The following is a 22,021-nucleotide window of genomic DNA, read 5'->3' on the forward strand; positions in this document are numbered from 1 at the left end:
ATCCCTTCGTTCATATGCGTTCGTGTGCGTCGTGTGTTCGTACGCGTCCGGCGCCGCGTACGCCCGAATAAAGGGTGAGCGTCACAGCAAGCGCTTTCTATCCAATGAGAAGCTAGCCTCTGAGCAGCGGTCTGGACAAGACCGCAGCGGGGTCGAGTTGTTCGAGGGGGCGAACGGCGATCGCGGTCGTATGGTTCCTTTCGCTCCCCGATCAACCCGAACGAGAAGCGCACCGGAGGACGAGGAAACGATGACTGTGACCCTGGCGGACGTGGCGGCTCGTGCGCAGGTGTCGCCCGCGACCGTCTCCCGGGTGCTCAACGGCAATTATCCGGTGGCCGCGTCCACGCGCGAGCGGGTGCTGAAGGCCGTGGACGAGCTGGAATACGTCCTCAACGGCCCCGCGAGCGCGCTCGCCGCCGCCACCTCCGACCTGGTCGGCATCCTCGTGAACGACATCGCCGACCCCTTCTTCGGGATCATGGCCGGTGCCATCCAGTCCGAGATCGGCGGGCCGGGCGGGCGCGCGGGCGGGGAGCGGCTGGCCGTGGTGTGCAACACGGGCGGCTCCCCGGAGCGCGAGCTGACGTATCTCACGCTGTTGCAGCGCCAGCGCGCCGCGGCGGTCGTCCTGACGGGCGGTGCCGTCGAGGACCCGGTCCATCTGGCCGCCGTCGGCAACAAGCTGCGGAGGCTGGCGGAGGCCGGTACGCGGGTGGTGCTGTGCGGGCGGCCGCCCACGCCGGAGGCCATCGCGATCACCTTCGACAACCGGGGTGGGGGGCAACAGCTCACCGAGCACCTCATCGGGCTCGGGCATCGGCGGCTCGGGTACATCGCCGGGCCGGAGGAGCGGACCACCACTCGGCATCGCCTGGAGGGGCACCGGGCGGCACTGGCCGCGGCCGGGATCGAGGACGATCCCGCATGGACCGTGTACGGGCGCTACGACCGGCTCTCCGGGTACGAGGCCACGCTGGAGCTGTTGCGGCGGGATCCGTCGCTGACGGCCGTGGTCGCGGCCAACGACACGGTGGCGTTGGGAGCTTGCGCGGCGCTTCGGGATTCCGGGCTGCGGATTCCGGATGATGTCTCGGTCGCCGGTTTCGACGATCTGCCGTTCAGTATCGACGCGGTGCCCGCGCTGACGACCGTGCGGTTGCCGTTGTCGGAGGCGGGAGCTCGGGCGGGGCGGATCGCGATGGGGCGGGAGGAGCCGCCGCCGGGTGGGATCACCACGGTTCGGGGGGAGTTGATGGTGCGGGGGTCGAGTGGGGCGCCTCGGGAGGCTTGAGGATTCCTGAAGATCGAAGAGAACGGGCACCTTCCCGGCCGGGGAGGTGCCCGATCTGTTCGATCTTCAGGCCGACGCTCAGTACTTCGTGGGGAACAGCTGGATCCTGGCCTTCTTGCCGGAGACGGACTTGACCCAGATCTTCAGGTTGTTGAGCTTGACGGTGCCGCCGGGGCTGACGCTGGCGGTCAAGCGGACGCCGCCCGAATTGGCCGAGAACTTCACGGACCTGGAGCTGACGGAGACGACCTTGAACTTCCCGAAGCCGAACTTCTTGCTGTTGACCTTGATGGTCTGGGAGGCCGAGACGGTGGTCTTGCAACGGCCGTCGTAGCAGGGGCCGTTGGCGGCGTTCACGGCCGGGGCCAGGGCACCGAGGCCCAGTGCGCCCGCGAGGGTCAGTGTGACGGCGGTGTTCGCGGCGCGTCGGCTCATACCCGTGGTCATGAGGTGGGTCTCCTGTCCTCAGGGGTGGAAGGGCTCTCAACGGGATTTCCCCAGGGGATTTCCCGCGCTGCCTTTTCTAGCGCGGCTGGTCCGGGACCCCTCCCCGAGTTCGACCCCCGCGCCCTCGGGGGCCCGACGAGCAGGGCGACCACACAGTGTGACGCTTCGGCTCGCGACAGCTACCGGTCCGCCTTACGTTGAGCGGGAAAGCCTCACCCCCACCAAGGAGGAACCATGGCAGCCAAGGACAAGGGCGGCATGGACAAGATCAAGGGCAAGGCCAAGGAGATGACCGGGAAGGTCACCGGCGACCGCGAGCAGCAGGCCGAGGGCAAGATGCAGCAGGCGCGCGGCGAGGCCAAGAAGATGAAGGGCAAGGCGCAGGAGCGCGTTCAGGAGACGCAGCGTTCGGCGAAGCGCGACCGTACCTGAGTACGCGTACGGCCGACGGCCAGTGGATGGGGGCTCCCGTGAGCGTGGGAGCCCCTTTCACTGTGGGCGCGGCGGTCGGGCGTGCAGGTGAGTACTCGCGTCTCACGGGTACCCGGCGCGCATGGAGACCCAGGTGGCAGGGCCGGCGCTGCCGGAGAGCAGGGGGCGGGTTTCGGCTGCGGTCGTGGAGTGTCTGCGGAGGACGGGGGCACCGCCCGACGGCCGGCAGATCGCCGGGGCCGACCCCTTCGGCGACGATCTCCAACTCGCCCTCTACCTCTGTTACGAGCTGCACTACCGGGGTTTCGCCGACGTCGACGCCGACCTCGAATGGGACCCCGAGCTGCTGCGGTGCCGGGCGGCCCTGGAGTGGCCGTTCCTCGCAGCCCTGCGCGCTCGGGCGACGCGGCATGTGAGCGCCCGGGAGGCGCTGGACGAACTGCTCGTGGAACCGGCGGGCGGGGACGGGGGCGGCGTCGGGGACTTCTTGCAGGACGAGGGCGAGCTGTGGCAGGTGCGGGAGTACGCGGCGCAGCGGTCGCTGTACCACCTGAAGGAGGCCGACCCGCACGCCTGGGTGCTGCCCCGGCTGTGGGGGCGGGCGAAGGCGGGGATGGCCGCGGTCGAGTTCGACGAGTTCGGCGGGGGCCGGGCCGAGCGGATGCACGCGCGCCTCTTCGCCGACCTCATGACGGACCTGGGGCTCGACCCGGCCTACGGCCGCTACGTGGACGCCGCCGGTGCCGAGGCGCTCGCCCTCGTGAACCTGATGTCCCTCTTCGGCCTGCACCGCGCCCTGCGGGGCGCCCTCGTGGGGCACTTCGCGGCGGTCGAGATCACCTCCTCCCCCGGCTCCCGACGGCTCGCCGGGGCGATGCGGCGGACCGGGGCAGGCGCCGCCGCCGAGCACTTCTACGACGAGCACATCGAGGCGGACGCCGTACACGAGCAGGTCGTACGGCGGGAGGTCGTCGCCGGTCTGCTGGAGGAGGAACCGCAGCTGGACCCCGATGTGGCCTTCGGCGTGGACGCCACCAACCACCTTGAGGACGCCCTCGCCGAGCGGCTCCTCGAAGCGTGGCGGGCGGGCCGGTCGTCGCTCCGCACGCCCGTCTGACGGCCTGCCGACCGACCGAACCGCCGACCGAACCGCTCGCCGGCCGACCCACCTGGAGGACGACTTCCCGTGATCCCGCTCTCGCTGCCCGGCGTCTACGCCCCGCAGGACGACACCGAACTCCTGGTCCACGCCCTGGGGCGGGAGCCCCTTGTCCCACAGGCCCGCGTTCTCGACGTGGGGACGGGGACGGGAGCCGTCGCGCTGGCCGCGGCACGGCGGGGTGCGCTGGTCACGGCGGTCGACATCTCCTGGCGGGCCGTCCTCAACGCCAAGGTCAACGCCGTACTGTCGCGGCTGCCGATGAGGGTCGTACGGGGGAATCTGCTGGCCCCGGTGTCCGGGCGGTCCTTCGACCTGATCCTGTCCAATCCGCCGTACGTGCCGACCCCCGAGCCGGAGCTGGTTCCCGCTACGGGGCCGGGCTTCGGCGGGTTCGGCCCCGTACGGGGCGCTGCCCGGGCCTGGGAGGCCGGGTGGGACGGACGGCTCGTGCTGGACCGGATCTGCCGGGACTCGCCGTCCCTGTTGCGGCCCGGCGGGGTGCTGCTGCTGGTCCAGTCGGCCCTGAGCGACGCGGAGCGGACGCTCGCGCAGCTGCGGGCGGAGGGGCTGCGGGCCGACGTGGTGGACCACCGCCGGATCGCCTTCGGTCCTGTCCTGCGGTCGCGGAGCGACTGGCTGCGCGGTCGCGGGCTACTGGGTGACGGCGACGAGCGTGACGGCGACGGCAGCGGCGACTGCGACTGCGACTGCGACGAGAAGGAAGAGCTGGTGATCATCCGTGCCGAACGTCCCCGCTGAACGCCGCCGTGTCACCCTCCAGCGCCCTGGCCCGCTGCTGATCGAGGGGCCGGTCGAGGTCACGTCGGAGAACGGTACGACCGTGTCGTCGGACCGCTTCCGGGTGGCCCTGTGCACCTGTCGCCGCAGCTCGATCTACCCGTGGTGCGACACCAGCCACCGGCGACGGGCCGGTGCCGACGACCCGCGCCGCGCTCAGCCGCCGCCCACCTGAAGGGACCCCCGAGCCATGCAGCAGAAGCAGCCCAAGCAGCAGTCCTACTGGATCGAGAGCGCGCCGCAGGAGGGGCCGTACCCGGCGCTGGACGGGGACCTGGTCGTCGACGTGGCGGTGGTCGGGGCGGGCATCGCGGGGATCAGTACCGCCTGGGAGCTGGCCCGGCGGGGGCGGCGCGTGGCGTTGCTGGAGGCGGACCGGGTCGCGGCGGGGGTCACCGGGCACACGACGGCCAAGGTGACCGCGTTGCACACGCTGATCTACGAGCGGCTGCGGCGGACCCGGGGCTCCGAGGCGGCGGGGCTGTACGCGCGGTCGCAGACGGAGGCGATCCGGCATGCCGCCGCGCTGGTGGGGGAGCTGGGGATCGTGTGCGACTGGGAGGACACGGCGGCCTACACGTACGCCGAGGACGAGGGGCGGGTGCCGGAGCTGCGGGCCGAGGCGGAGGCCGCGCGGGAGGCCGGGCTGCCCGCCGAGTTCGTGACGGAGACGGGGCTGCCGTTCCCGGTCGCGGGGGCGGTGCGGGTCGAGGAACAGGCGCAGTTCCATCCCCGTAAGTACCTGCTGGCGCTCGTCGACGATCTGGTGCGGCAGGGCGCGTCGGTCCATGAGCGGACCCGGGTGGTGCGGCTGAAGGAGGGCGGGCCGTGCCGGCTGACGACCGAGGCGGGGTTCACGGTGATCGCCGGGGATGTCGTGGTCGCCACGCACTACCCCGTCTTCGACCGGGCGCTGCTCTTCACCCGGCTCTCCCCGCGCCGTGAACTCGTGATCACCGCGCCGATCCCGGCGGACGCCGATCCGCACGGCATGTACATCACCCAGGAGGAGCGGACCCGCTCGGTGCGGTCCGCCCCGTACGAGGACGGGCGACGGCTGCTGATCGTCACCGGGGAGCACTTCACGCCGGGCACCGCCGACGTCGACGAACGGTTCGGGCTCCTCGCGGACTGGGCCGTCGAGCGTTTCGGCCCGCTCGACCTCACCCACCGCTGGGCCACCCAGGACAACGACTCCACCGACTCCGTCCCGCTCGTCGGCCCCTTCCACGCGGGCAGCCGGCACACCTGGGTGGCGACCGGGTTCGGCGGCTGGGGGATGAGCGGCGGCATCATGGCCGGGCAGCTGCTCGCCGAGCAGATCACCGGGCACAAGGCGCCGTGGAGCGACCTGTACGACCCGCGCCGGGTGCTCAGCGCGGTGCGTGAGGCGCCGAGTTTCCTCAAGCACCAGGCCCAGGTCGCCCGCCATTTCGTGGGCGACCGGCTCGCCCCGGCCGGGGACACCTCCGTGGAGGCCATCGCGCCCGGGGACGGGGCGGTCGTCCGGGTCGGCGGCCACCACTGCGCGGTCCACCGCGACGACGACGGCACCGTCCACTCCGTCTCCGCCCGCTGCACCCACCTCGGCTGCCTCGTCGCCTTCAACCGCGCCGAACGCGCCTGGGAGTGCCCCTGCCACGGCTCCCGCTTCGCCCCGGACGGCCAGATTCTCCAGGGGCCGGCGACGAAGCCGTTGGAGCGGCGGAAGATCTGAGCTCCGACGAACGAGCCCCGACCCCTCCGGCCCGACAGCCGACCCGCACACCGGTGGGGTGACACACATCGCGGGGTGACGAGTAGGGTCCGAAGACATGAAGCTCGCGTTCTCCACACTCGGTGTCCCTGGTCTCCCCATCGCCGACGTCGTACGGCTCGCCGTCGCGCACGGCTATCACGGCGTCGAGTTGCGCGCCCATCCCGAGGAGCCGGTGCATCCGGGAATCGGGGCCGGGGAGCGGGCCGAGGTCGCCGCCGAGTTCAAGGCGGCCGGCGTGGAGATCCTGGGGGTCGCGGGGTACGCGCGGGTCGCGGCGCCGGGCGAGGACGGGCCCGTACTCGACGAGATCCGCGAACTGCTCGACCTCGCACGGGACTTGGGGGCACCCTTCGTCCGCGTCTTCCCCGGGGCCGACCTCGCCGGCGGGCAGAGCGCGGACGAGGCCGACGCGGTCGCGGCCCGGCGGCTCGGGACGGCCGCGGAGGACGCGGCCGACCGTGGCGTACGCATCCTGCTGGAGACCCATGACTCGCACCGCACCGGCGCCGACGCGATCCGCGTGCTCGGCCCCGTCGGCCACGGCAGCGTCGGCTCCCTCTGGGACGTGATGCACACCTGGCTCGGCGGCGAACAGCCCGCCGAGTCCTACGCCGCCCTCTCCCCCTTCCTCGGCTACGTCCAGGTCAAGGACATCGCCTCACCCGACGACACCACCCCCCTCCCCCTCGGCGCGGGCGTCCTCCCGCTCGGCGAGTGCGTCGAACTCCTCTCCCGCAAGGACTGGGACGGCTGGCTCTGCTGGGAGTACGAGAAGCGGTGGTACGAGGGGGCCGCGCCGCTGCCGGAGCTGCTGGCGGCCGGGCGGGAACACCTCGGGCGGCTCCTCAACGACGCGGCGTAAATCCATGGCCTGAGCTTGAAAAATCAAGCTCAGGCCTGGTCCGCCAAGGAATTTGACCGCGAATCAGTATCGAGCCACCCAAAGCCGATCGACCGCCGAACAGATACCGACAGTAACTCTTGGAAAACGGAGCGCTGCGGTATGCGCTTACACCAGACTTCCTCCCGCAACGAGCCATGCTCAACTGGCTGCTTATCGGGGGGATTTGGCATATGCAAGGCACGGTCGACGGTTTCAGCTACGGTGCGGTCACCCCAGTGGCCGCCTACATCATGGCCTGCCTGGGCGCGGCGCTCGGACTGCGCTGCGTCGTCAGGTCGGTCTACAACGAACGGTCCTGGAAGCCCGGCTGGCTTGCCTTAGGGGCGACCTCCATCGGCTGCGGCATATGGACGATGCACTTCATCGCGATGATCGGCTTCCGGGTGAAGGAGAGCCAGATCCACTACGACGTCGGGCTGACCGTGCTCAGCCTGGTCGTGGCCATCACCGTCGTCGGCATCGGGGTCTTCGCGGTGGGCTATCGCGGCGTCAGCACGGCCACGCTCTGCTCGGCGGGGAGTGTCACCGGGCTCGGGGTGGCCGCCATGCACTACTTGGGCATGGCCGCCATCCAGTTGAACGGCTACATCGAGTACGACATCGCCGTCGTCGCGCTCTCCGTCGGCATCGCCATCATCGCGGCGACCGCCGCGCTCTGGGCGGCCGTGTCGATCCGGGGCTTCCTGACGAGCCTGGGGGCCAGCCTGGTCATGGGGGTCGCCGTGTCCGGGATGCACTACACGGGGATGGCCGCGGTGGGGGTGCATCTGCACGGCACGACCGGCGGCACGTTGACCGGGGAGTCGCCCACGTCGATACTCCTGCCGATGCTCATCGGGCCGATCATCTTCCTGCTGCTGGCGGGGGTTGTGGTGATGTTCGACCCGATGCTCGTGCTGGGCGAGGGGGACTGGGACCGGTCGGCTGCCGCCCGGCAGCGCGACCGTGAGGCACCGCAACACCCGTGGCGCCCCGACCGCCCCGACGTGCCGCTGCCCCACCCGGACCACGACACCCCCGGCTCCCTCTTCGAACCTCCGGTCCGTCGGGCCCCACAGCAGCCGCAGGGCACTGGACGCCGTATCCAGCAGTGGTGAGCTTTTCCTCGCCAGGGTGGGGGTGTGTGCGGTGGGTGGGGGCTTGTCGCGCAGTTCCCCGCGCCCCTGAAAAGCAGGGGCTACGCCCCGTGCTTTCGGCCCGCAGGGCCGTGTCTTTCAGGGGCGCGGGCTGTGTCGATTTGCGGCTCCGCCGCGTGGGCGCGAGCAACCACAACCCACCCGCACCCGCCACACAACCGAACCCCCCGAGCTCTCCCGCGTGGCAGGGTGGAAGGGGCCGCGGGGGCGCAATCCGCTCGGTGGGGCCTAGGGCGCGTATCGAGTCGTGATCAGTTCGGTCCACCGGCGGTTCGTCATCTGGTCCAGAGCCGGCGTCCGGGGCCGCCTGCACGAGGCGGTCCTGCACCGGCTCGATGACGCCGGGCTCATCGATGTTTCCCGCGTCGTTGTGGACACCGCCCATGTGAGGGCCGATAAGGGGGCGTACACACATGCCCGAGCCCCGTGGATCGGGGCAGGCCGGGTTCCGGGATGCACGTCCTGTCGGACGCGAACGGACTGCCCCTGGTCGTCGGCGTCTCGGCCGGCAACACCCATGACGGCGAAGGGCTGAAGTCCATGGTCGCCGGTCACCGAACGAGACACGACCCCGATCGCGGCCGCTGCTTCAAGCCCGTGCGCCTGCATGCCGACAAAGCGTACGACCGGGCTGACCTGCCGAAATGGTTACTCGGCAAACGCATAGGAGTCCGGATCGCCCGCAAGGGCATCGAGTCCGGCGAACGGCTCGGCCGCCGCAGATGGGTGCCCGAGCGGAGGCTGTCGTGGCTGTCCGGCTACCGCAGACTCAGCCCCCGCTACGAACGCCACCCCCGCAACTACCTGCCCTTCCCCGCCCTCGCCGCAGCCTTGTGCTGCTACAAGCGATTCGTCCGCCTCACCACGCAGGACACCGTCTAAAGGCCATGACGACGGCGTCCCCCTTGTCGGGGCTGCGACCCATGCGCTTGACGAGGTCTTCCTTCGGCTCCACGCGGATCTTCGCCGGGACGCCGGTGGCGGTGTCCCATGTGGGGTGGCGAGGTCGGCGAGGTTTCTGAGCTTCGTGCGATTACCCTCACCGATCGATCAGACCATCGGGGACACGCCGATGGTCCCACCGTTGAGTGTCCCTAGTGAGTCCACCGCGCCGTTGTGGCGCTCGGTATGCCCGAAGCAGACCGACCATGAGTTCGGCTTGACTTCATCTATGGGGCACTCCCACCTGCCCAGAGAGTACGTACCGAACAGGTCTATGGTCGCGCGGGCGTCGAAGTCGATGCTCTTGTTGTTGCGTACGATCACCGCCCCCTGCACGTCGAGCCTACTCTCCGTCCTGACTGCGCAAACCTGCGCGCCCACATTGGTGGTGATGATCTTGGTGGGGGCGCAACGCCACGTGCTGGAGCTGGAGGTGATCGGGTTCGTGTTCCCGTACCTCACCCAGGTACCCGGGTCGGCGGCGGCCGCGGGCCCGGCAGTTGCCAGGCTCAGCCCCATCGCTGTGGTGATCGCGGCCATCGACGCAGCGGCAGTTCGGGTGATTCGCATGGTGCGCTTCCTTTCCGGTTCGTCTGCAAAAAGCCTCGGTGGCTGCAGAGTTGGCCCGATGCTCTCAGGCTGAGGCGGAGGTGCAAAGGTCCCGTTAGGGGGTCTGATCGACTCCCCGCTGGCGGACACGAGATGTCCCCGCTGATGGACGCGTGACCCCTCTCGGCTGTCCAGACCATCCGGCCTGTTCTCTTGGCCGGTCCCGATCGATCGAGACCAGCGGACCTTCGAGCTTCCGCCGTACGTCGAGGCGATGCGCAGGAGGCCCCGGGACGCTTTGAGCCGGCTTCTCTCGACTGCGGATGCCTTCTGGACCTCGGGGATCAGAAAGACCTTGCAGATCTTCACCGACTGCCCCGCTCTCAGCTGCTTCCCGGTGTCCGGCGCGGGGCAGTTCGGCCACTTGGCCTGTCCCACGAGGACGATGGAGGACAGCGACTGGGCCGGGCTCCCGCCAATGGGTCGCACCGCCCTGCTGCGAGCGTCACCCGTAGAGCGGACTCACTCCCATATGGCATGCAAGTCGCCGAAGCACAACCAGCCGTTGGTCGTGAGTGCAAACGTGTAGGCCTCCGTCCGCGACGCGAAGTAGCCAGTCTCTAGATTGCCGCTGTACTCCTGGTCCACGCCCACCGGGTCGTAGTTGTCGTGGTCGGGCAAGATGCCGTCGGTGGTGATGGTGAAGAGGCCCTCGACCGGTGTACCCGCGCTGCGCGAGAAAAAGTGGTTCGTGAACGTGTAGTTGCCCAGCTCGTCACCCCACAACGTCATCTCGGAGCAATCCGCGACCGAGGAATCGCTACCCTCATCCCAGTCCGAATCGGCACTGAGTGCCTTTGCGGTCGATGGCGGGAGAACGGCCAGGGCCTCATCGGCCGTCAGGGAGGCGTCTGCCTGCCAGGCCGCCTTCAGACGATCTGCCTGGGTTTCGGTGAGCTTCAGCCCGCGGCTCGTGGCCGTCAGCACGGTTGTGTCCGTTCCCTGCGCCGAAGCCGAGGTGGTCATCACTGCCACGGCGCTCACGGCAAGGACCATCGTGGTCGCGGCCATTCTGCGAAATCGCATCCTGTTCCCCGTTCCTTTTCGGACCGCCCGAGTGGCTGTCATGTTCTTGTCTTGCACTGCATGAACCGGATCACCATGACGCAGAGCGGCTCCTATGGGTACCTGAAACTTTGCAGGGTCCGCCGCCCGCCATAGCCATCCATCTCGGACGTACCGCCGTCTGGCATCGCCGCTACTGAAACGCCGTCGCGGAACGGCGACCCCTGCCCTACGGGCAACACGGCCGCTCCGGTCGGCGACATTGAGGTATCTCGTGAGACACATGTCAGCCTGGAGAACCCTGACTGCGGTGGCCAGCCCGCACCGCTGGTACTTCTCCATGGTGCAGAGCTGCTCGACCGACCCGAGCCGGTAGTCGGCGCAGACGGTGCAGTCGACGGCGAACGCCACATCGTCGGCGAGGTTCGCGGCGCGCTCCCTCCAGCCGGACCGTTCCAAGGAGGGAGTGTCCTGCCAGGGTGTATCCAGTCTGATCACGGTCCAGCCAGTGGGCGGCTGACTCCATCTGCCGCCGCTGATCGCGCGTAGGACTCGCTGCCAGGGCGTTCCGTCCGCCGCCCATGCCACGTTGCGTGCCTGCGCGGCCAGCGCCAGGGCCTCTTGCCGTTCGCCAACGCTTCCCATGCCGTCCACCGTGCCCAGGCAGCCGACGACCTCAACATCCGTACGTCGACCGGGAGTCCAGGCGCGCCGTCCGGCTCGGGCCTCGCCGCGGATCCTTGCTGGCCGCCTGGCCTTAGGGCCTGTGTGACGTCGTGATCAAGCGGTTGCTTGCAACAGGTCGTTGATCCAGATCATCGAGGCGCGGAGGTGGAGGCCGGCGAGGTAGCTCTCGGGCGTCTTGTCGTATCGAGTCGCGATGCCCCGCCAGGCCTTCAGCTTGTTGATCAGGCGCTCGACGGTGTTCCGTTCCTTGTAGAGATCGGCGTCGTGACCTGTGGGCCGACCGCCCCGGCTGCCTTTCCTCTTCCGGTTGGCGGCCTGGTCCTTCTTCTCCGGGATGACGGCCTTGATGCTGCGTTTGCGCAGATAGGAGCGGTTGGCGCGGGATGAGTAGGCCTTGTCCGCGGAGACAGCCCCGGGCCGGGTCCGGGGACGGCCGACCGGCAGACGGACCCGCACCTTCTGCAGCACGGGGACGCATTGCGGGCTGTCAGCAGCCTGTCCCGCGGTCAGGACGAACGACAACGACGGCACTTGCGGTCTGCGGCGAGATGAAGCTCCTTCAGACGGAGCTTGCGCCGTCGCCTGAGGTGCCGCCGTTCTTCCCGGTCGGGGGCGTCGCTTCCGTCCTGTCCGTTCTGTTCCGGCGGGCCGCCCCCTTTTGCCGGGCCCGTTCCTGGTCGGCGGCGGCTTCCTCGAGGGCGTCCATGACCTCCTTGCCGATGCGCATCCCGGCGGCGTCGTGGTGGGCACGGACGGTGGTGGAGCCCACGCTGACCAGGGACAAGTCGGCCTGCTCCTGGCGGGCGGCCTCAGCGATCACGCCTTCCAGTAATGCGGTGAAGACGCCGGCGTCCCTCCAGATGCGGAAGCGGCCGTAGACCGTCGGCCACGGGCCGAACTCGTCCGGCATCCCCCGCCACTGGCTGCTGGTGCGGAACCTCCAGATCACCCCTCGAACTGCTCACGCAGCCGCTCAGGGTACGGGCCGTAATCGCCTATCGGCAGGAACGGTTCGATCAAGGTTCGATCAACTGCCACTGCTCGTCGGTGAGTTGCCTGCGCGTCACGAACGTCTTCCTACCGGATCCGCGTTCCAGACGGATCCGGATCGACACGATTGATCACGACGTCACACAGGCCCTAGCGGCGGGGCTCGGGCAGGACGCGGGGCTCCAGCCGCTCCTCTGTCGTCGAGTCGCCGCCTTCCCGTCGCACGATGTACGCGGACTTGCCCGGGAGTTCGGTGACGGCCTCGACCAACCGCGTGCCGCGGTAGACCAGGCCGACCCCGTCGTCCGTGCAGTGGGTCTCCGGCAGCGTGCCGTCGGCGACGAGGCGGTGCACCAGTGGCCGCCGGCCCGCGTCGCTGTCGTAGTGGACGCCGTTGCCGTACGGGAGGTACGCCAACGCGTCGGTGACAGGCCGGAGTCGGGGGCCGAAGGAGTCGGTCGTGCCGCCCTCGAACCAGCAGATGGAGCCCGCGCTGACGCCGCTGAGGACGACGCCCGACTCCCAGGCGCGCCGGAATATCCGGTCGAGGCCGTGGACGCGCCAGACGGCCAGCAGGTTGGCGACCGAGCCGCCCATGACCCAGACGACGTCCTGTTCGAGGACGGCCGACTCGACGTCCTCGATGTTGGGCATCGGGAAGAGCGCGAGCGGCGTCAGGTCGAAGCCCGCCACCCGCGCCGCCTCACTCATGCGCGCGGTCATGTGCTCGGAGTCGCCGACCGCCGTACCGACGTACATGACCTTCGGGCGCCGCCCGTTCGCCCCCGACAACTCCACCGCGTGGTGCACCAGCGAGTGGAAGGTCACCCGGGTGCGGTCACCGAGACGGTGACCTCCCGAGGTGGCGACGATGGTGGGCTCGGAGGCAGTCATGGCCGGGAGGCTAGCGGAAGCTCCGCGAACGCCTCGTGGAAGCCGGGGAACGTCTTCCGTACGCAGCCGGGGTCGTCGAAGGTGATGCCGGGTGTCCGCAGTCCCGTCACGGCGAAGGACATCACGATGCGGTGGTCGCCGTACGTCTTGATCTCCGCGCCTCCTACGGGGGTGCCCGGCTCGATCTCGATCCAGTCGGGGCCGGTGGTGACCCGTACCCCCAGCCGTCGCAGGTTCTCCGCGCAGGCCTCCAGGCGGTCGCACTCCTTGACCCGGGTGTTCGCCACGTCCTCGATACGGACCGGGCCGGAGGCGAAGGGGGCGATCGCGGCGAGGGTGGGCATGGTGTCGGAGATGTCGCGCATGTTGACGGTCAGGCCGCGGAGTTCGCCGGTGCCCGTCACGGTCGTACGGTCGTCACGCACGTCCACCCGCGCGCCCATCCGCCGCAGTACGTCCACGAAGCGCAGGTCGCCCTGGAGGGCGCCGGTGCCGAGGCCGGGGACGGTGACCTCGGTGCCGGTCAGCGCGGCCGCGGCGAAGAAGTAGCTCGCGGTGGAGGCGTCGGGTTCGACGGCGTAGGTCGTGGCGCGGTAGCCGCCGGGGGCGACGACGTAGGTGTCGGCCTCGCGGCGGACGTCGGCGCCGAAGGAGCGCATCATCGCCGTGGTGATGTCGACGTACGGCTCGGAGACCAGGTCGGTGACCTTGACGCGGAGGCCGTCGCGGGTGAGGGGGCCGAGCAGGAGCAGGGCGGTCAGGTACTGGGAGGACTGGCCCGCGTCGAGGGTGACGTCGCCGCCGGTGACACCCTTGGCCGCGATGCGCAGGGGATGGTGCCCCTCGGCCTCCTCGTGGACGAGGTCCACGCCGAGGTCGCGCAGGGCGCGGGTCAGCGGGGCGAGGGGGCGGCGGCGCATCTGGGCGGAGGCGTCGAAGCGGTAGGTGCCGTGGCCGGCCGCCGCCAGGGTGGGCAGGAAGCGGGCCGTGGTCGCGCCGTCCCGGCAGTACACGTCCGCCTCCGCGACCGCCGGGCCCTGCGGGCGGCCGTCGACCTGCCAGGCGTCCGGGGTGCGGCCGACGCGGTAGCCGAGGCGGACCAGACCCTCCGCGAAGCCCTCCGTGTCGTCGGACCTGAGGGGGCGTACGAGGGTGGTGACGCCGTCGGCCGCCGCCGCGAGGAACAGGGCACGGGCGGTGATGGATTTGGAACCGGGGATGTCGACGAGGGCCATGGGGTCATGCTGGCGCGCGGCCCCACGGACGCGCCGGAGTGTCCGACAAGTGGACCTTGTGTCCGCCTTCCAGTTCGGGGGGTTCGGTGCGTTGGCGGGTGCGGGTGAGTGGGTGGTTGCTCGCGCAGTTCCCCGCGACCCTAAAAGCCCCCGGGCGCGACCCATGCCGTCAAGGGGCGCGGGGCTGTGTCGATTTGCGGCTCCGCCGCGTGGGCGCGACCAGCCCCCACCCACCCGCACCCGCCGACGCACCCCAACCCCCCGAGTTCCCCCGCGCACCAACACCCCCACCCCGACCAACTTCCGTAATTCCACCCATCCCCGGGAACCCGAACCCACCCCACCCCGTCCAACCGCCATACTGCCGGGTGAGTCTCCGCAGAGCGGACGTCGGCCTCGCTGCTGGCTGCGATCGCTGACCAACCCTCTCCACCGCCTGCGGCCGGCAGCACGCCGCCGCCGGCGCGCCCCCTCCGACAGCGCCGGTGGCGGCCCCTCACTCCCGGCGCCGCCGTGCGTTCCCTTGACCGGAAGAAACTTCCCGGATATTCGTGACTCCTTGGAAGTTTCCTTCAGTGGAACACCTCCGGAAGGAGCGCACGTGCCCTCCAGACGTACCGTTCTCGCCGCCACGGCAGGCGTCACCGCGGCCCTGGCCATCGGCACCGACGCACAGGCCGGCAGCACAGGCAGCGCGGGCAGCACCGACGACAGCGAACTCCACGGCCTCATCTCCCGTATGACCCTTGAGGAGAAGGTGGGCCAGCTCTTCGTGATGCGGGTCTACGGGCACTCGGCGACCGCGCCCGACCAGGCGGACATCGACGCCAACCTCCAGGAGCTCGGTGTCCGGACGGCCGCCGAACTGCTGGCCAGGTACCGGGTCGGCGGGATCATCTACTTCGCCTGGGCGCACAACACCCGTGACCCGCACCAGATCGCCGGCCTGTCGAACGGGATCCAGCGCGCCTCCCTCGGCCTTCCCCGCGGGCTGCCCGTGCTCATCTCCACCGATCAGGAGCACGGCATCGTGGCCAGGGTCGGCAGGCCCGCGACGCTGCTGCCGGGTGCGATGGCCCTCGGCGCGGGTGGTTCCAGAACCGACGCGCGCGAGGCCGGGCGCATCGGCGGCGCCGAGCTACGGGCGATCGGCATCCGGCAGGACTACGCGCCGGTCGCCGACGTGAACGTCAACCCGGCCAACCCGGTCATCGGCGTACGGTCGTTCGGGGCCGACCCGAAGGCCGTCTCGGGCCTCGTCGCCGCGCAGGTGAAGGGGTATCAGCGGGCCGGGGTCGCGGCCACCGCCAAGCACTTCCCGGGGCACGGGGACACGGCCGTCGACAGTCACTACGGCTTCCCCGTCATCGAGCACACCCGCGAGCAGTGGACCGCCCTCGACGCCCCGCCGTTCCGGGCCGCGATCAGCGCCGGCATCGACTCGATCATGACCGCGCACATCATGGTCCCCGCCCTGGACCCTTCCGTCGATCCAGCCACCCTCTCCCGCCCGATCCTCACCGGCATCCTGCGCGGCGAGCTGGGCTACGACGGGGTCGTCGTCACCGACTCGCTCGGCATGCAGGGCGTACGGGAGAAGTACGGCGACGACCAGGTGCCGGTGCTGGCGCTGAAGGCCGGTGTCGACCAGCTCCTCAACCCGCCCTCCATCGAGGTGGCTTGGAACGCGGTGCTGAATGCCGTACGGGCCGGAGAGTTGACCGAGGCCCGCCTCGACGAATCCATCCTCCGCATCCTGCGGCTCAAGGCGAAGCTCGGGCTGTTCGAGCGCCCGTACGTGAGCGACGCCGGCGTCGACCGGGTGGTGGGGATCGCGCGGCATCTCGACGCCGCCGACCGGATCGCCGAGCGGACCACGACACTCCTGGTCAATGACGGTTCGCTGCTGCCGCTGTCCCGTCGTACGCACAAGAACGTGCTGGTGGTCGGCGCCGATCCGGCGTCCCCGTCGGGCACCACGGGACCGCCGACGGCCGTCCTCGCCGCCGAACTCGCCGCCCTCGGCTTCACGACGACCCGCCTGTCGACCGGTACGGCACCCGCACAGGCCGTCATCGACCAGGCCGTCGCGGCGGCGCAGGGCAAGGACGCGGTGGTCGTGGCGACGTACAACGTGACGGCGGGAAGCGCCCAGCGGACCCTCGTCACGCGGCTCCTCGCGACCGGGGTCCCGGTGGTGGCGGTCGCGGTCCGGAACCCGTACGACGTGGCCCAACTGCCGGAGGTGAAGGGCTACTTGGCGTCGTACTCGTGGACGGACGTCGAGGTGCGGGCGGCGGCGCGGGTGCTGGCCGGGCGGGTGGCGCCGCGCGGGAGACTGCCGGTGCCGGTGCAGCGGGCCGACGACCCGGCGCGGGTGCTGTACCCGATCGGGCACGGGCTGACGTACGGGTCCTGACGCACGGGTCGCGGCGTACGGGTCCTGACGTACGGGACCTACGCCGCACATCTCGCGCACCACCCCCAAGTGACGCAAAGCGCACGATACGTCTGGCGTGGCCCTCGCCACCGGGTCACGCTGGACGGAGGTGCATCGGGGGGTGGCCATGCGAGGGGCGCGTCGCGTTCGGAGGGTGCGTACGGGGGTGCTCGTGGCTGCCGTCGCCCTGGCCGTCACCGCGCTCTCGGGGTGTCAGGCCTGGTCGGGCGGGGTGGGCGAGGAGCCCGAGGAGCGGACGACCACGACCGCGCCGACCCGGCAGTCCGGGTACGGGACCGTCTTCCTCGGGGTCGACGAGTGCAGTTCGTTCGGGACGACCAGCTTCACCGAGGTGCCCTGCGCGAGCGAGCGCGCCGCGGCCCGGGTCGTGGCGCGGCACGACGGCCGGGTCGCGCAGGGGCCGCTCTGTCCGCCGACCACCGACTTCGTCCTCCACATCAGCGAGTCCCGGCCTTCCTCCGGCGAGTCCGCCGAGTCCACCGAGGATGAGGACGGCGACGGCTCGGTCCCCCAGGGCTACGCCTGTATGCGCAAGCTCCAGCCGCCGCATCCGGGCGACCCCGGCGGCGGAGGCGGCCCCCGCACCATCGTCGGCGACTGCGTCTACGCCGCCGGGCGGGGCGAGGTCCGCGAGACCGCCTGCGACGGCAACGGCAAGCACGCCCCGGAGTACCAGGTCACGGCCGCCGTCGGCAGGAAACCGCAGTGCCCGGCCGCCACGGATCTGTATGTGCGACTGGGCGGGGACAGGCCGGTGGGGTGCGCGGAGCCCGTCTGAATGCCCGGTGCTCCTTACCGAGTTGAGTCGAGCAAGCCTCCGTACACCGTCGTCCCTGATCGATATCATCCGCTTACGGACCGTACGACGGCGGTGAACGGTGGGGGGACTATGGCCCAGGATCCTCAGGGCGCTCCGGGCAAGGAGGAGCTGCCGGAGATTCCCGGCTATCGCATCGACTCCCTCCTCGGTTCGGGCGGCATGGGCCGGGTCTATCTCGGTACGTCTCCCTCGGGCCGCCAGGTCGCCGTCAAGGTGATCCGCGGCAACCTCGCCCACCAGCCCGACTTCCGGCGCCGTTTCCGCCGTGAGGTGACCGCCGCCCGGCAGGTCAGCGGGGCCTTCACCGCGCCGGTCGTGGACGCCGACCCGGACGCCGATCCGCCCTGGATGGCGACCCTGTACGTGCCGGGGCAGCCGCTGGACCAGCGCATCAAGCTGGGGCCCGCCCTGGGGCCTGAGGAGCTGTACCGCCTCGCCACCGGCCTCGCCGAGGCGCTGCGCGACATACACCGCGCCGGAATCGTGCACCGCGACCTCAAGCCGGCCAACGTCCTGCTCGCCGCCGACGGCCCCCGGGTCATCGACTTCGGCATCGTGCGCGCCGCCGACACCGACATGCCCACGGGCACGGGGATCACGGTGGGCACGCCGCCGTTCATGTCGCCGGAGCAGATTCGCGCCCAGAAGGACGTCGGACCGCGGAGCGACATCTTCGCGCTGGGCTCGGTGCTGACGTACGCGGCGAGCGGCCATGTGCCGTTCGACGCCACGGACGTGTACGCGGTGGCGTACCAGCTGGTCCACGAACCCCCCGACCTGGAGGGGGTGCCCGACTGGCTGCTGCCGGTGGTCGAGAGCTGCCTGGCCAAGGAGCCGACCGAGCGCCCGGACGCGGACGAGCTGCTCACCCTGTTGCAGAGCACGTCCTACCCGGCCGCCCTCGACTCCCCGGACACCTTCGTGCTGCGCTCACCGACGCCCGGCTCTCCGCCGCCGCGCGTGAGTACGGGCGCGGGCTCCGCCTCCACTCCCCCGCCCCGGCGGCGCCGGCGGCTCGTCCTCGCCGTGGCGGCAGCGGTGGTGGCGGTCACCACGCTGTCGGGCGGACTGCTGTACGGGCTGCGCGACGGCGAGGACGGCGGCGGGGGCGGCTCGGATTCCGCCGGGAGTCCGAACGAGAAACCCAGCCGGACCGCTCGCGCCGTCACGCAGCCGGAGGGGTCCGCCGCGTACGCGAGCACGCAGTCCGGCTCGGGCGGCTTCACGTTCACCTACCACGACAGCCCCGAGCGCCGCCCGGACGGCTGGCGGCGGTGGCAGTACAACCTCCAGAACAGCGACTGTGTGTATGCCGAGTCGTCCCTGGTGTGCGTCGGCGACCGGACGGTACGGATCGACGCCGCGACCGGCAGGGAGCTGTGGCGGACGGACGAGGCTTCGTCGTACGGCCAGAACACCCCGGTCGTCGTCGGCGACACCGCGATCGTCAACATCGGCGACCGCCTCATCGGTCTCTCGCTCGCCGACGGCAAGGTGAAGTGGCGTTACGCGATGACGTTACTCACGCAGCGGCTCATCGGCGACGGCGAACGGGTGTACGCGGTCGACCACGGTGGCCTGGTCCAGGCCGTCGACGCGCGCACGGGCCGGGAGAGCTGGACGCTGTCGGCGCGGAGCCCCGCGGGCGGCGCCGGGCAGCCGCCCGCGCTCCGGGTCGTCGGCGACCGGCTCTACGTGTTCACGCGCGTCAACGACTCCGATCCCGGCGAGGGCTTCGTCACGGCCGTCGACACCGGCAGCGGCGAGAAGGTCGCCGCGTTCGAGTTGTCCACGCCGTGCGAACCCGGCACCCAGGCGCTGCTCGAAGAGGACGGCGCGACTCGGCTGTACTGCATCGTGCTGCACGACGCGAGCGCGGAGAGCGCCCTGTTGAGCCAGGACCTCACGGCCGGCGCCAAGGGCGTGCGCACCGAGGTGGACGCGACCCTGGGCGGAGGTCAGAGCGGGGCGCCCGAGCTGTCGGTGACCCCGGGCCGGGTGCTGTTCGTGGCCCCCACCCAGACGGGCGGCGAACTGGTCGCCGTCGACACGGTCGAGCGGACCGAGCTGTGGCGCAGGCCCATGCCCGGCCTGGGCCCGGCCGACGCACCGCCCGTCCAGGCCGGCGACCGCGTCTACGTCGCCAACACCCGTGAGGTCGCCGTCTTCGAGCCGCGCAGCGGCGAGTTGCTCTACCAGCACAGCGTGCCGAGCGTCGAGGACGCCAGCGGCGTGGAGACGGGCCTGGACACCGAGCCGATGGTGGCGGGCGGCATCGTCTACGTCCCGTCGTCGAAGGCGGGTTGGGTGAGCCTGGACACCGGGGACGCCGAGGACACCGGGGACGCCGGGGACGCCGGGGAGCAGTGAGCCCCCGGTGCCGCGTCACCACGGCACCGGGGGCTCAATTCACTTTCCGCTCAGGGGTGTTACGGCCTGAGCGCCGGCTCCCGCTCGACGTCACGCTTGTCGAGCTTGGAGTCGAACTTCGCCAGCGGCTTCGCCTTGCTCGGGTCCTCCTGGACGGTGGCCGGGGCGACGCCCGCCCACTCCAGGATGCGGGCCGTGGCCAGCGCCTTCTCGGAGTCGACGAGACGGGAGACGTTGGCACCGTGGTTGGCGCCGGGCGCCGTGAAGATGTACGAGTCGCGGGCCTTCTTGCCCAGGTGGAACGGCTCGGCACCCCACGGGTCGTTCTCGCCGTACACGAAGAGCATCTGGTGGGCGTTGTGACGGACCCAGGTGTCGACGTCCCGCATGGCGTACGGCTGGAACTTCATCCTGATGTCGCTCGGGACGAAGTTCCGGGGCGGCTGGTAGCCGTAGCGGATGTACTTCTTCTCGATGTGCGGGAACTGGATCGTCGGCGCGCCCAGCTGCGTACCGGCCTGGTAGAAGTACGGCGTGTACGGCTCCAGGCCCTGGTCGGTGTAGAAGGAGAAGCCGGAGATCGTGTCGATGGACGTCCAGATCTCGTCGTCCGTGGCGTTCGCGGCGTCCTTCGGGATGACATCGCTGTCGCAGTCGGCGAGCAGGCTGTACTGCCAGAAGCCCCACACGTAGTCGAGGACGACCGCCTCGTACGCCTTGTCCAGGCTGCCGACGGTGTTGAAGGTGAAGCCCTCGGCGGCGGCGACCTCCGCGTACTTCTTCTTCAGCGGCTCACGGCGCACCAGCGCCTCGCGCTGCACGGCGTTCAGCCGGTCGCGGCACTCCTTGGTGCCGACCTTCGCGAAGAACCGGTCGTACGCCGAGTCCTCCTTGTTCACCACGTCGTTGGGGGCGACGTACGCGACGACGCCGTCCATGTCCTTCGGGTAGAAGCGCTCGTAGTAGGTGGCGGTCATGCCGCCCTTCGAACCGCCCGTCGAGATCCACTTCTGACCGTAGATCTTCTTCAGCGCCTTGAAGATCCGGTGCTGGTCGCTGGCCGCCTGCCAGATGTCCAGCTTGGACCAGTCGGCCGGGTCGGGGCGGGACGGGTTGAAGAAGCGGTACTCCATGGAGACCTGGTTGCCGTCCACGATCTGCGTGGGCTCGCGGCGGCCGGGGGTGGTGGAGACGTTGTACCCGCCGGTGTAGAAGACCGTCGGGCGGCTGGTGTCCTTGTGCAGCATGGTGATCCGCTGCTGGAACGTGCCCTTCGCCGGGTTCCGGTGGTCCACCGGCTGGGTGAAGTTGAGGACGAAGAAGCGGTAACCCGGGTACGGCTTCTCCTCGATCAGGCTCACGCCCGGTATCGCGAGCAGTCGGTCCTTGATGTCAGCGGTGTCCGACCCCGCGGCGTTGGCCGCCCCCGCCGTGCTCAACGTGCCTATGAGCACCACGAGCGACAGCACCCATCTGAGTGCTTTGCGCATGCGTTTTCTCCCCTGTACAGCTGCTGTGCGCCGGAAGCTATCGGAGCGGCCGCCGGGGCACCAGGGAAGAAAGGGGCCAACTGGACTGCTTTCAGGCCGAGATGGGAGAGCTAGGGAAAACCCTCTGTCGGAGGGGAGGTTCAGTGGAGGATCCAGCCCGAGTCGTACTTCTCCGAGCCGACCTGCGCGTGGATCCACACACGGCGTTTGCCCGCGTGCACGATCACGGGGCCGGTGGGGTGCGTCTTGTTCTTCGCCCACTCCCCGCCGCGCGGGCGCATCTTGACGAACGCCCGGCGGGGCTTCGCCTTCCCGGCTTTCTCGGGCACGAGCACGGCACACACGTACCGCCGGCCCTTCCGGTAGACCTTGACGGTCCCCGCGTCGAACGTCAGCGTCCGCACCTTGCGCCCGCCGCACCCCGGGGCGGCCGCCTCCGCGCTCCCCACCGGACCGGCCAGCGTCAACAGCCCGGCCGTCGTCAACACGGCCAGTACGAGCGCCATCGGCCGACGTGTCCCACGCCTGCTCACTGTTGCCCCTCCCGCCTCAGGACCGTACCGGCCCCTCCCGCCTCAGAACCGTA

18 protein-coding genes and 2 pseudogenes are annotated in these 22,021 nt (G+C 70.4%); 12 read left to right on the plus strand and 8 right to left on the minus strand.

Annotated elements, in window-relative coordinates:
* Window positions 1-250 precede the first annotated feature (250 nt).
* Window positions 251-1,294, plus strand: a complete 1,044-nt coding sequence (locus JIX55_RS19165; RefSeq protein ID WP_257564533.1) for a LacI family DNA-binding transcriptional regulator — start codon at window positions 251-253, stop codon at window positions 1,292-1,294.
* A 78-nt stretch (window positions 1,295-1,372) separates the two neighbouring features.
* Here the strand turns inward: JIX55_RS19165 and JIX55_RS19170 are convergent, their stop codons facing one another.
* Window positions 1,373-1,741, minus strand: a complete 369-nt coding sequence (locus tag JIX55_RS19170; RefSeq protein WP_257564534.1) for a hypothetical protein — start codon at window positions 1,739-1,741, stop codon at window positions 1,373-1,375.
* Between the two features lie 234 nt (window positions 1,742-1,975).
* Between JIX55_RS19170 and JIX55_RS19175 the strand changes: the two genes are divergently transcribed.
* The 8 genes and pseudogenes from JIX55_RS19175 to JIX55_RS19210 all read left to right on the plus strand — a co-directional run.
* Complete coding sequence (locus tag JIX55_RS19175; protein ID WP_257564535.1) at window positions 1,976-2,173, plus strand: CsbD family protein; 198 nt, start codon at window positions 1,976-1,978, stop codon at window positions 2,171-2,173.
* A gap of 121 nt (window positions 2,174-2,294) precedes the next feature.
* Window positions 2,295-3,290 carry an iron-containing redox enzyme family protein gene (locus JIX55_RS19180; RefSeq protein ID WP_257564536.1) on the plus strand — a complete coding sequence of 332 codons (996 nt, stop codon included), beginning with the start codon at window positions 2,295-2,297 and terminating at the stop codon, window positions 3,288-3,290.
* 69 nt (window positions 3,291-3,359) lie between these two features.
* Window positions 3,360-4,094 (plus strand): HemK2/MTQ2 family protein methyltransferase, encoded by a 735-nt coding sequence (locus JIX55_RS19185; RefSeq protein WP_257564537.1) that lies wholly within the window; start codon window positions 3,360-3,362, stop codon window positions 4,092-4,094.
* Complete coding sequence (locus JIX55_RS19190; protein WP_257564538.1) at window positions 4,075-4,308, plus strand: CDGSH iron-sulfur domain-containing protein; 234 nt, start codon at window positions 4,075-4,077, stop codon at window positions 4,306-4,308. The genes JIX55_RS19185 and JIX55_RS19190 overlap by 20 nt, the downstream gene beginning before the upstream one ends.
* 15 nt (window positions 4,309-4,323) lie before the next feature.
* Window positions 4,324-5,850, plus strand: coding sequence for an FAD-dependent oxidoreductase (locus JIX55_RS19195; RefSeq protein ID WP_257564539.1), 1,527 nt, complete (start codon window positions 4,324-4,326; stop codon window positions 5,848-5,850).
* A gap of 97 nt (window positions 5,851-5,947) precedes the next feature.
* On the plus strand, window positions 5,948-6,754 hold the full coding sequence (locus JIX55_RS19200) for a sugar phosphate isomerase/epimerase family protein (protein ID WP_257564540.1): 807 nt from the start codon (window positions 5,948-5,950) through the stop codon (window positions 6,752-6,754).
* A 212-nt stretch (window positions 6,755-6,966) separates the two neighbouring features.
* Window positions 6,967-7,893: an MHYT domain-containing protein gene (locus tag JIX55_RS19205; protein ID WP_257564541.1), complete on the plus strand. Its 927-nt coding sequence runs from the start codon at window positions 6,967-6,969 to the stop codon at window positions 7,891-7,893.
* Window positions 7,894-8,185: 292 nt separating this feature from the next.
* Window positions 8,186-8,814, plus strand: a pseudogene (locus JIX55_RS19210) (IS5 family transposase); the annotation flags it as partial.
* Between the two features lie 168 nt (window positions 8,815-8,982).
* Here JIX55_RS19210 and JIX55_RS19215 read toward each other — a convergent pair.
* From JIX55_RS19215 to aroA, 5 genes and pseudogenes are all read right to left on the minus strand, one after another.
* Window positions 8,983-9,861: a hypothetical protein gene (locus JIX55_RS19215; protein WP_257564542.1), complete on the minus strand. Its 879-nt coding sequence runs from the start codon at window positions 9,859-9,861 to the stop codon at window positions 8,983-8,985.
* An 84-nt stretch (window positions 9,862-9,945) separates the two neighbouring features.
* The gene (locus JIX55_RS19220; RefSeq protein ID WP_257564543.1) at window positions 9,946-11,133 is read right to left on the minus strand and encodes a hypothetical protein; all 1,188 of its coding nucleotides are present in this window, start codon (window positions 11,131-11,133) and stop codon (window positions 9,946-9,948) included.
* A 135-nt stretch (window positions 11,134-11,268) separates the two neighbouring features.
* Window positions 11,269-12,242, minus strand: a pseudogene (locus tag JIX55_RS19225) (IS5 family transposase).
* Window positions 12,243-12,315: 73 nt separating this feature from the next.
* Window positions 12,316-13,059, minus strand: coding sequence for a peptidase E (locus tag JIX55_RS19230; RefSeq protein WP_257564544.1), 744 nt, complete (start codon window positions 13,057-13,059; stop codon window positions 12,316-12,318).
* Window positions 13,056-14,294, minus strand: coding sequence for a 3-phosphoshikimate 1-carboxyvinyltransferase (aroA, locus tag JIX55_RS19235; protein ID WP_257564545.1), 1,239 nt, complete (start codon window positions 14,292-14,294; stop codon window positions 13,056-13,058). The genes JIX55_RS19230 and aroA overlap by 4 nt, the downstream gene beginning before the upstream one ends.
* 601 nt (window positions 14,295-14,895) lie before the next feature.
* On the opposite strand from aroA, the gene JIX55_RS19245 reads away from it, so the two are divergent.
* The 3 genes from JIX55_RS19245 to JIX55_RS19255 all read left to right on the plus strand — a co-directional run bounded on the left by JIX55_RS19245 (window position 14,896) and on the right by JIX55_RS19255 (window position 19,945).
* A complete protein-coding gene (locus tag JIX55_RS19245; RefSeq protein WP_257564546.1) occupies window positions 14,896-16,713 on the plus strand; it encodes a glycoside hydrolase family 3 protein in 1,818 nt (605 codons plus the stop codon).
* 148 nt (window positions 16,714-16,861) lie between these two features.
* The gene (locus JIX55_RS19250; protein WP_443046455.1) at window positions 16,862-17,533 is read left to right on the plus strand and encodes a hypothetical protein; all 672 of its coding nucleotides are present in this window, start codon (window positions 16,862-16,864) and stop codon (window positions 17,531-17,533) included.
* Window positions 17,534-17,644: 111 nt separating this feature from the next.
* Window positions 17,645-19,945, plus strand: a complete 2,301-nt coding sequence (locus JIX55_RS19255) for a serine/threonine-protein kinase (RefSeq protein WP_257564548.1) — start codon at window positions 17,645-17,647, stop codon at window positions 19,943-19,945.
* A gap of 59 nt (window positions 19,946-20,004) precedes the next feature.
* Here JIX55_RS19255 and JIX55_RS19260 read toward each other — a convergent pair whose 3' ends face one another.
* Together JIX55_RS19260 and JIX55_RS19265 are read right to left on the minus strand one after the other, a co-directional pair.
* Window positions 20,005-21,435 carry a S28 family serine protease gene (locus JIX55_RS19260; protein WP_257564549.1) on the minus strand — a complete coding sequence of 477 codons (1,431 nt, stop codon included), beginning with the start codon at window positions 21,433-21,435 and terminating at the stop codon, window positions 20,005-20,007.
* A gap of 140 nt (window positions 21,436-21,575) precedes the next feature.
* Window positions 21,576-21,941, minus strand: a complete 366-nt coding sequence (locus JIX55_RS19265; RefSeq protein ID WP_257564550.1) for a hypothetical protein — start codon at window positions 21,939-21,941, stop codon at window positions 21,576-21,578.
* Window positions 21,942-22,021: the final 80 nt, after the last annotated feature.

The organism is Streptomyces sp. DSM 40750 (assembly GCF_024612035.1).
Classification (GTDB): Bacteria; Actinomycetota; Actinomycetes; order Streptomycetales; family Streptomycetaceae; genus Streptomyces.

Bases quoted from the DNA above. Each gene is read 5' to 3' on its own strand.
- JIX55_RS19265 (WP_257564550.1), bottom strand. From the start codon at position 21,941: ATGGCGCTCGTACTGGCCGTGTTGACGACGGCCGGGCTGTTGACGCTG.
- JIX55_RS19165 (WP_257564533.1), top strand. From the start codon at position 251: ATGACTGTGACCCTGGCGGACGTGGCGGCTCGTGCGCAGGTGTCGCCC.
- JIX55_RS19230 (WP_257564544.1), bottom strand. From the start codon at position 13,059: ATGACTGCCTCCGAGCCCACCATCGTCGCCACCTCGGGAGGTCACCGT.
- aroA (WP_257564545.1), bottom strand. From the start codon at position 14,294: ATGGCCCTCGTCGACATCCCCGGTTCCAAATCCATCACCGCCCGTGCC.
- JIX55_RS19200 (WP_257564540.1), top strand. From the start codon at position 5,948: ATGAAGCTCGCGTTCTCCACACTCGGTGTCCCTGGTCTCCCCATCGCC.
- JIX55_RS19195 (WP_257564539.1), top strand. From the start codon at position 4,324: ATGCAGCAGAAGCAGCCCAAGCAGCAGTCCTACTGGATCGAGAGCGCG.
- JIX55_RS19260 (WP_257564549.1), bottom strand. From the start codon at position 21,435: ATGCGCAAAGCACTCAGATGGGTGCTGTCGCTCGTGGTGCTCATAGGC.
- JIX55_RS19250 (WP_443046455.1), top strand. From the start codon at position 16,862: ATGCGAGGGGCGCGTCGCGTTCGGAGGGTGCGTACGGGGGTGCTCGTG.
- JIX55_RS19175 (WP_257564535.1), top strand. From the start codon at position 1,976: ATGGCAGCCAAGGACAAGGGCGGCATGGACAAGATCAAGGGCAAGGCC.
- JIX55_RS19255 (WP_257564548.1), top strand. From the start codon at position 17,645: ATGGCCCAGGATCCTCAGGGCGCTCCGGGCAAGGAGGAGCTGCCGGAG.
- JIX55_RS19170 (WP_257564534.1), bottom strand. From the start codon at position 1,741: ATGACCACGGGTATGAGCCGACGCGCCGCGAACACCGCCGTCACACTG.
- JIX55_RS19220 (WP_257564543.1), bottom strand. From the start codon at position 11,133: ATGGGAAGCGTTGGCGAACGGCAAGAGGCCCTGGCGCTGGCCGCGCAG.
- JIX55_RS19180 (WP_257564536.1), top strand. From the start codon at position 2,295: ATGGAGACCCAGGTGGCAGGGCCGGCGCTGCCGGAGAGCAGGGGGCGG.
- JIX55_RS19205 (WP_257564541.1), top strand. From the start codon at position 6,967: ATGCAAGGCACGGTCGACGGTTTCAGCTACGGTGCGGTCACCCCAGTG.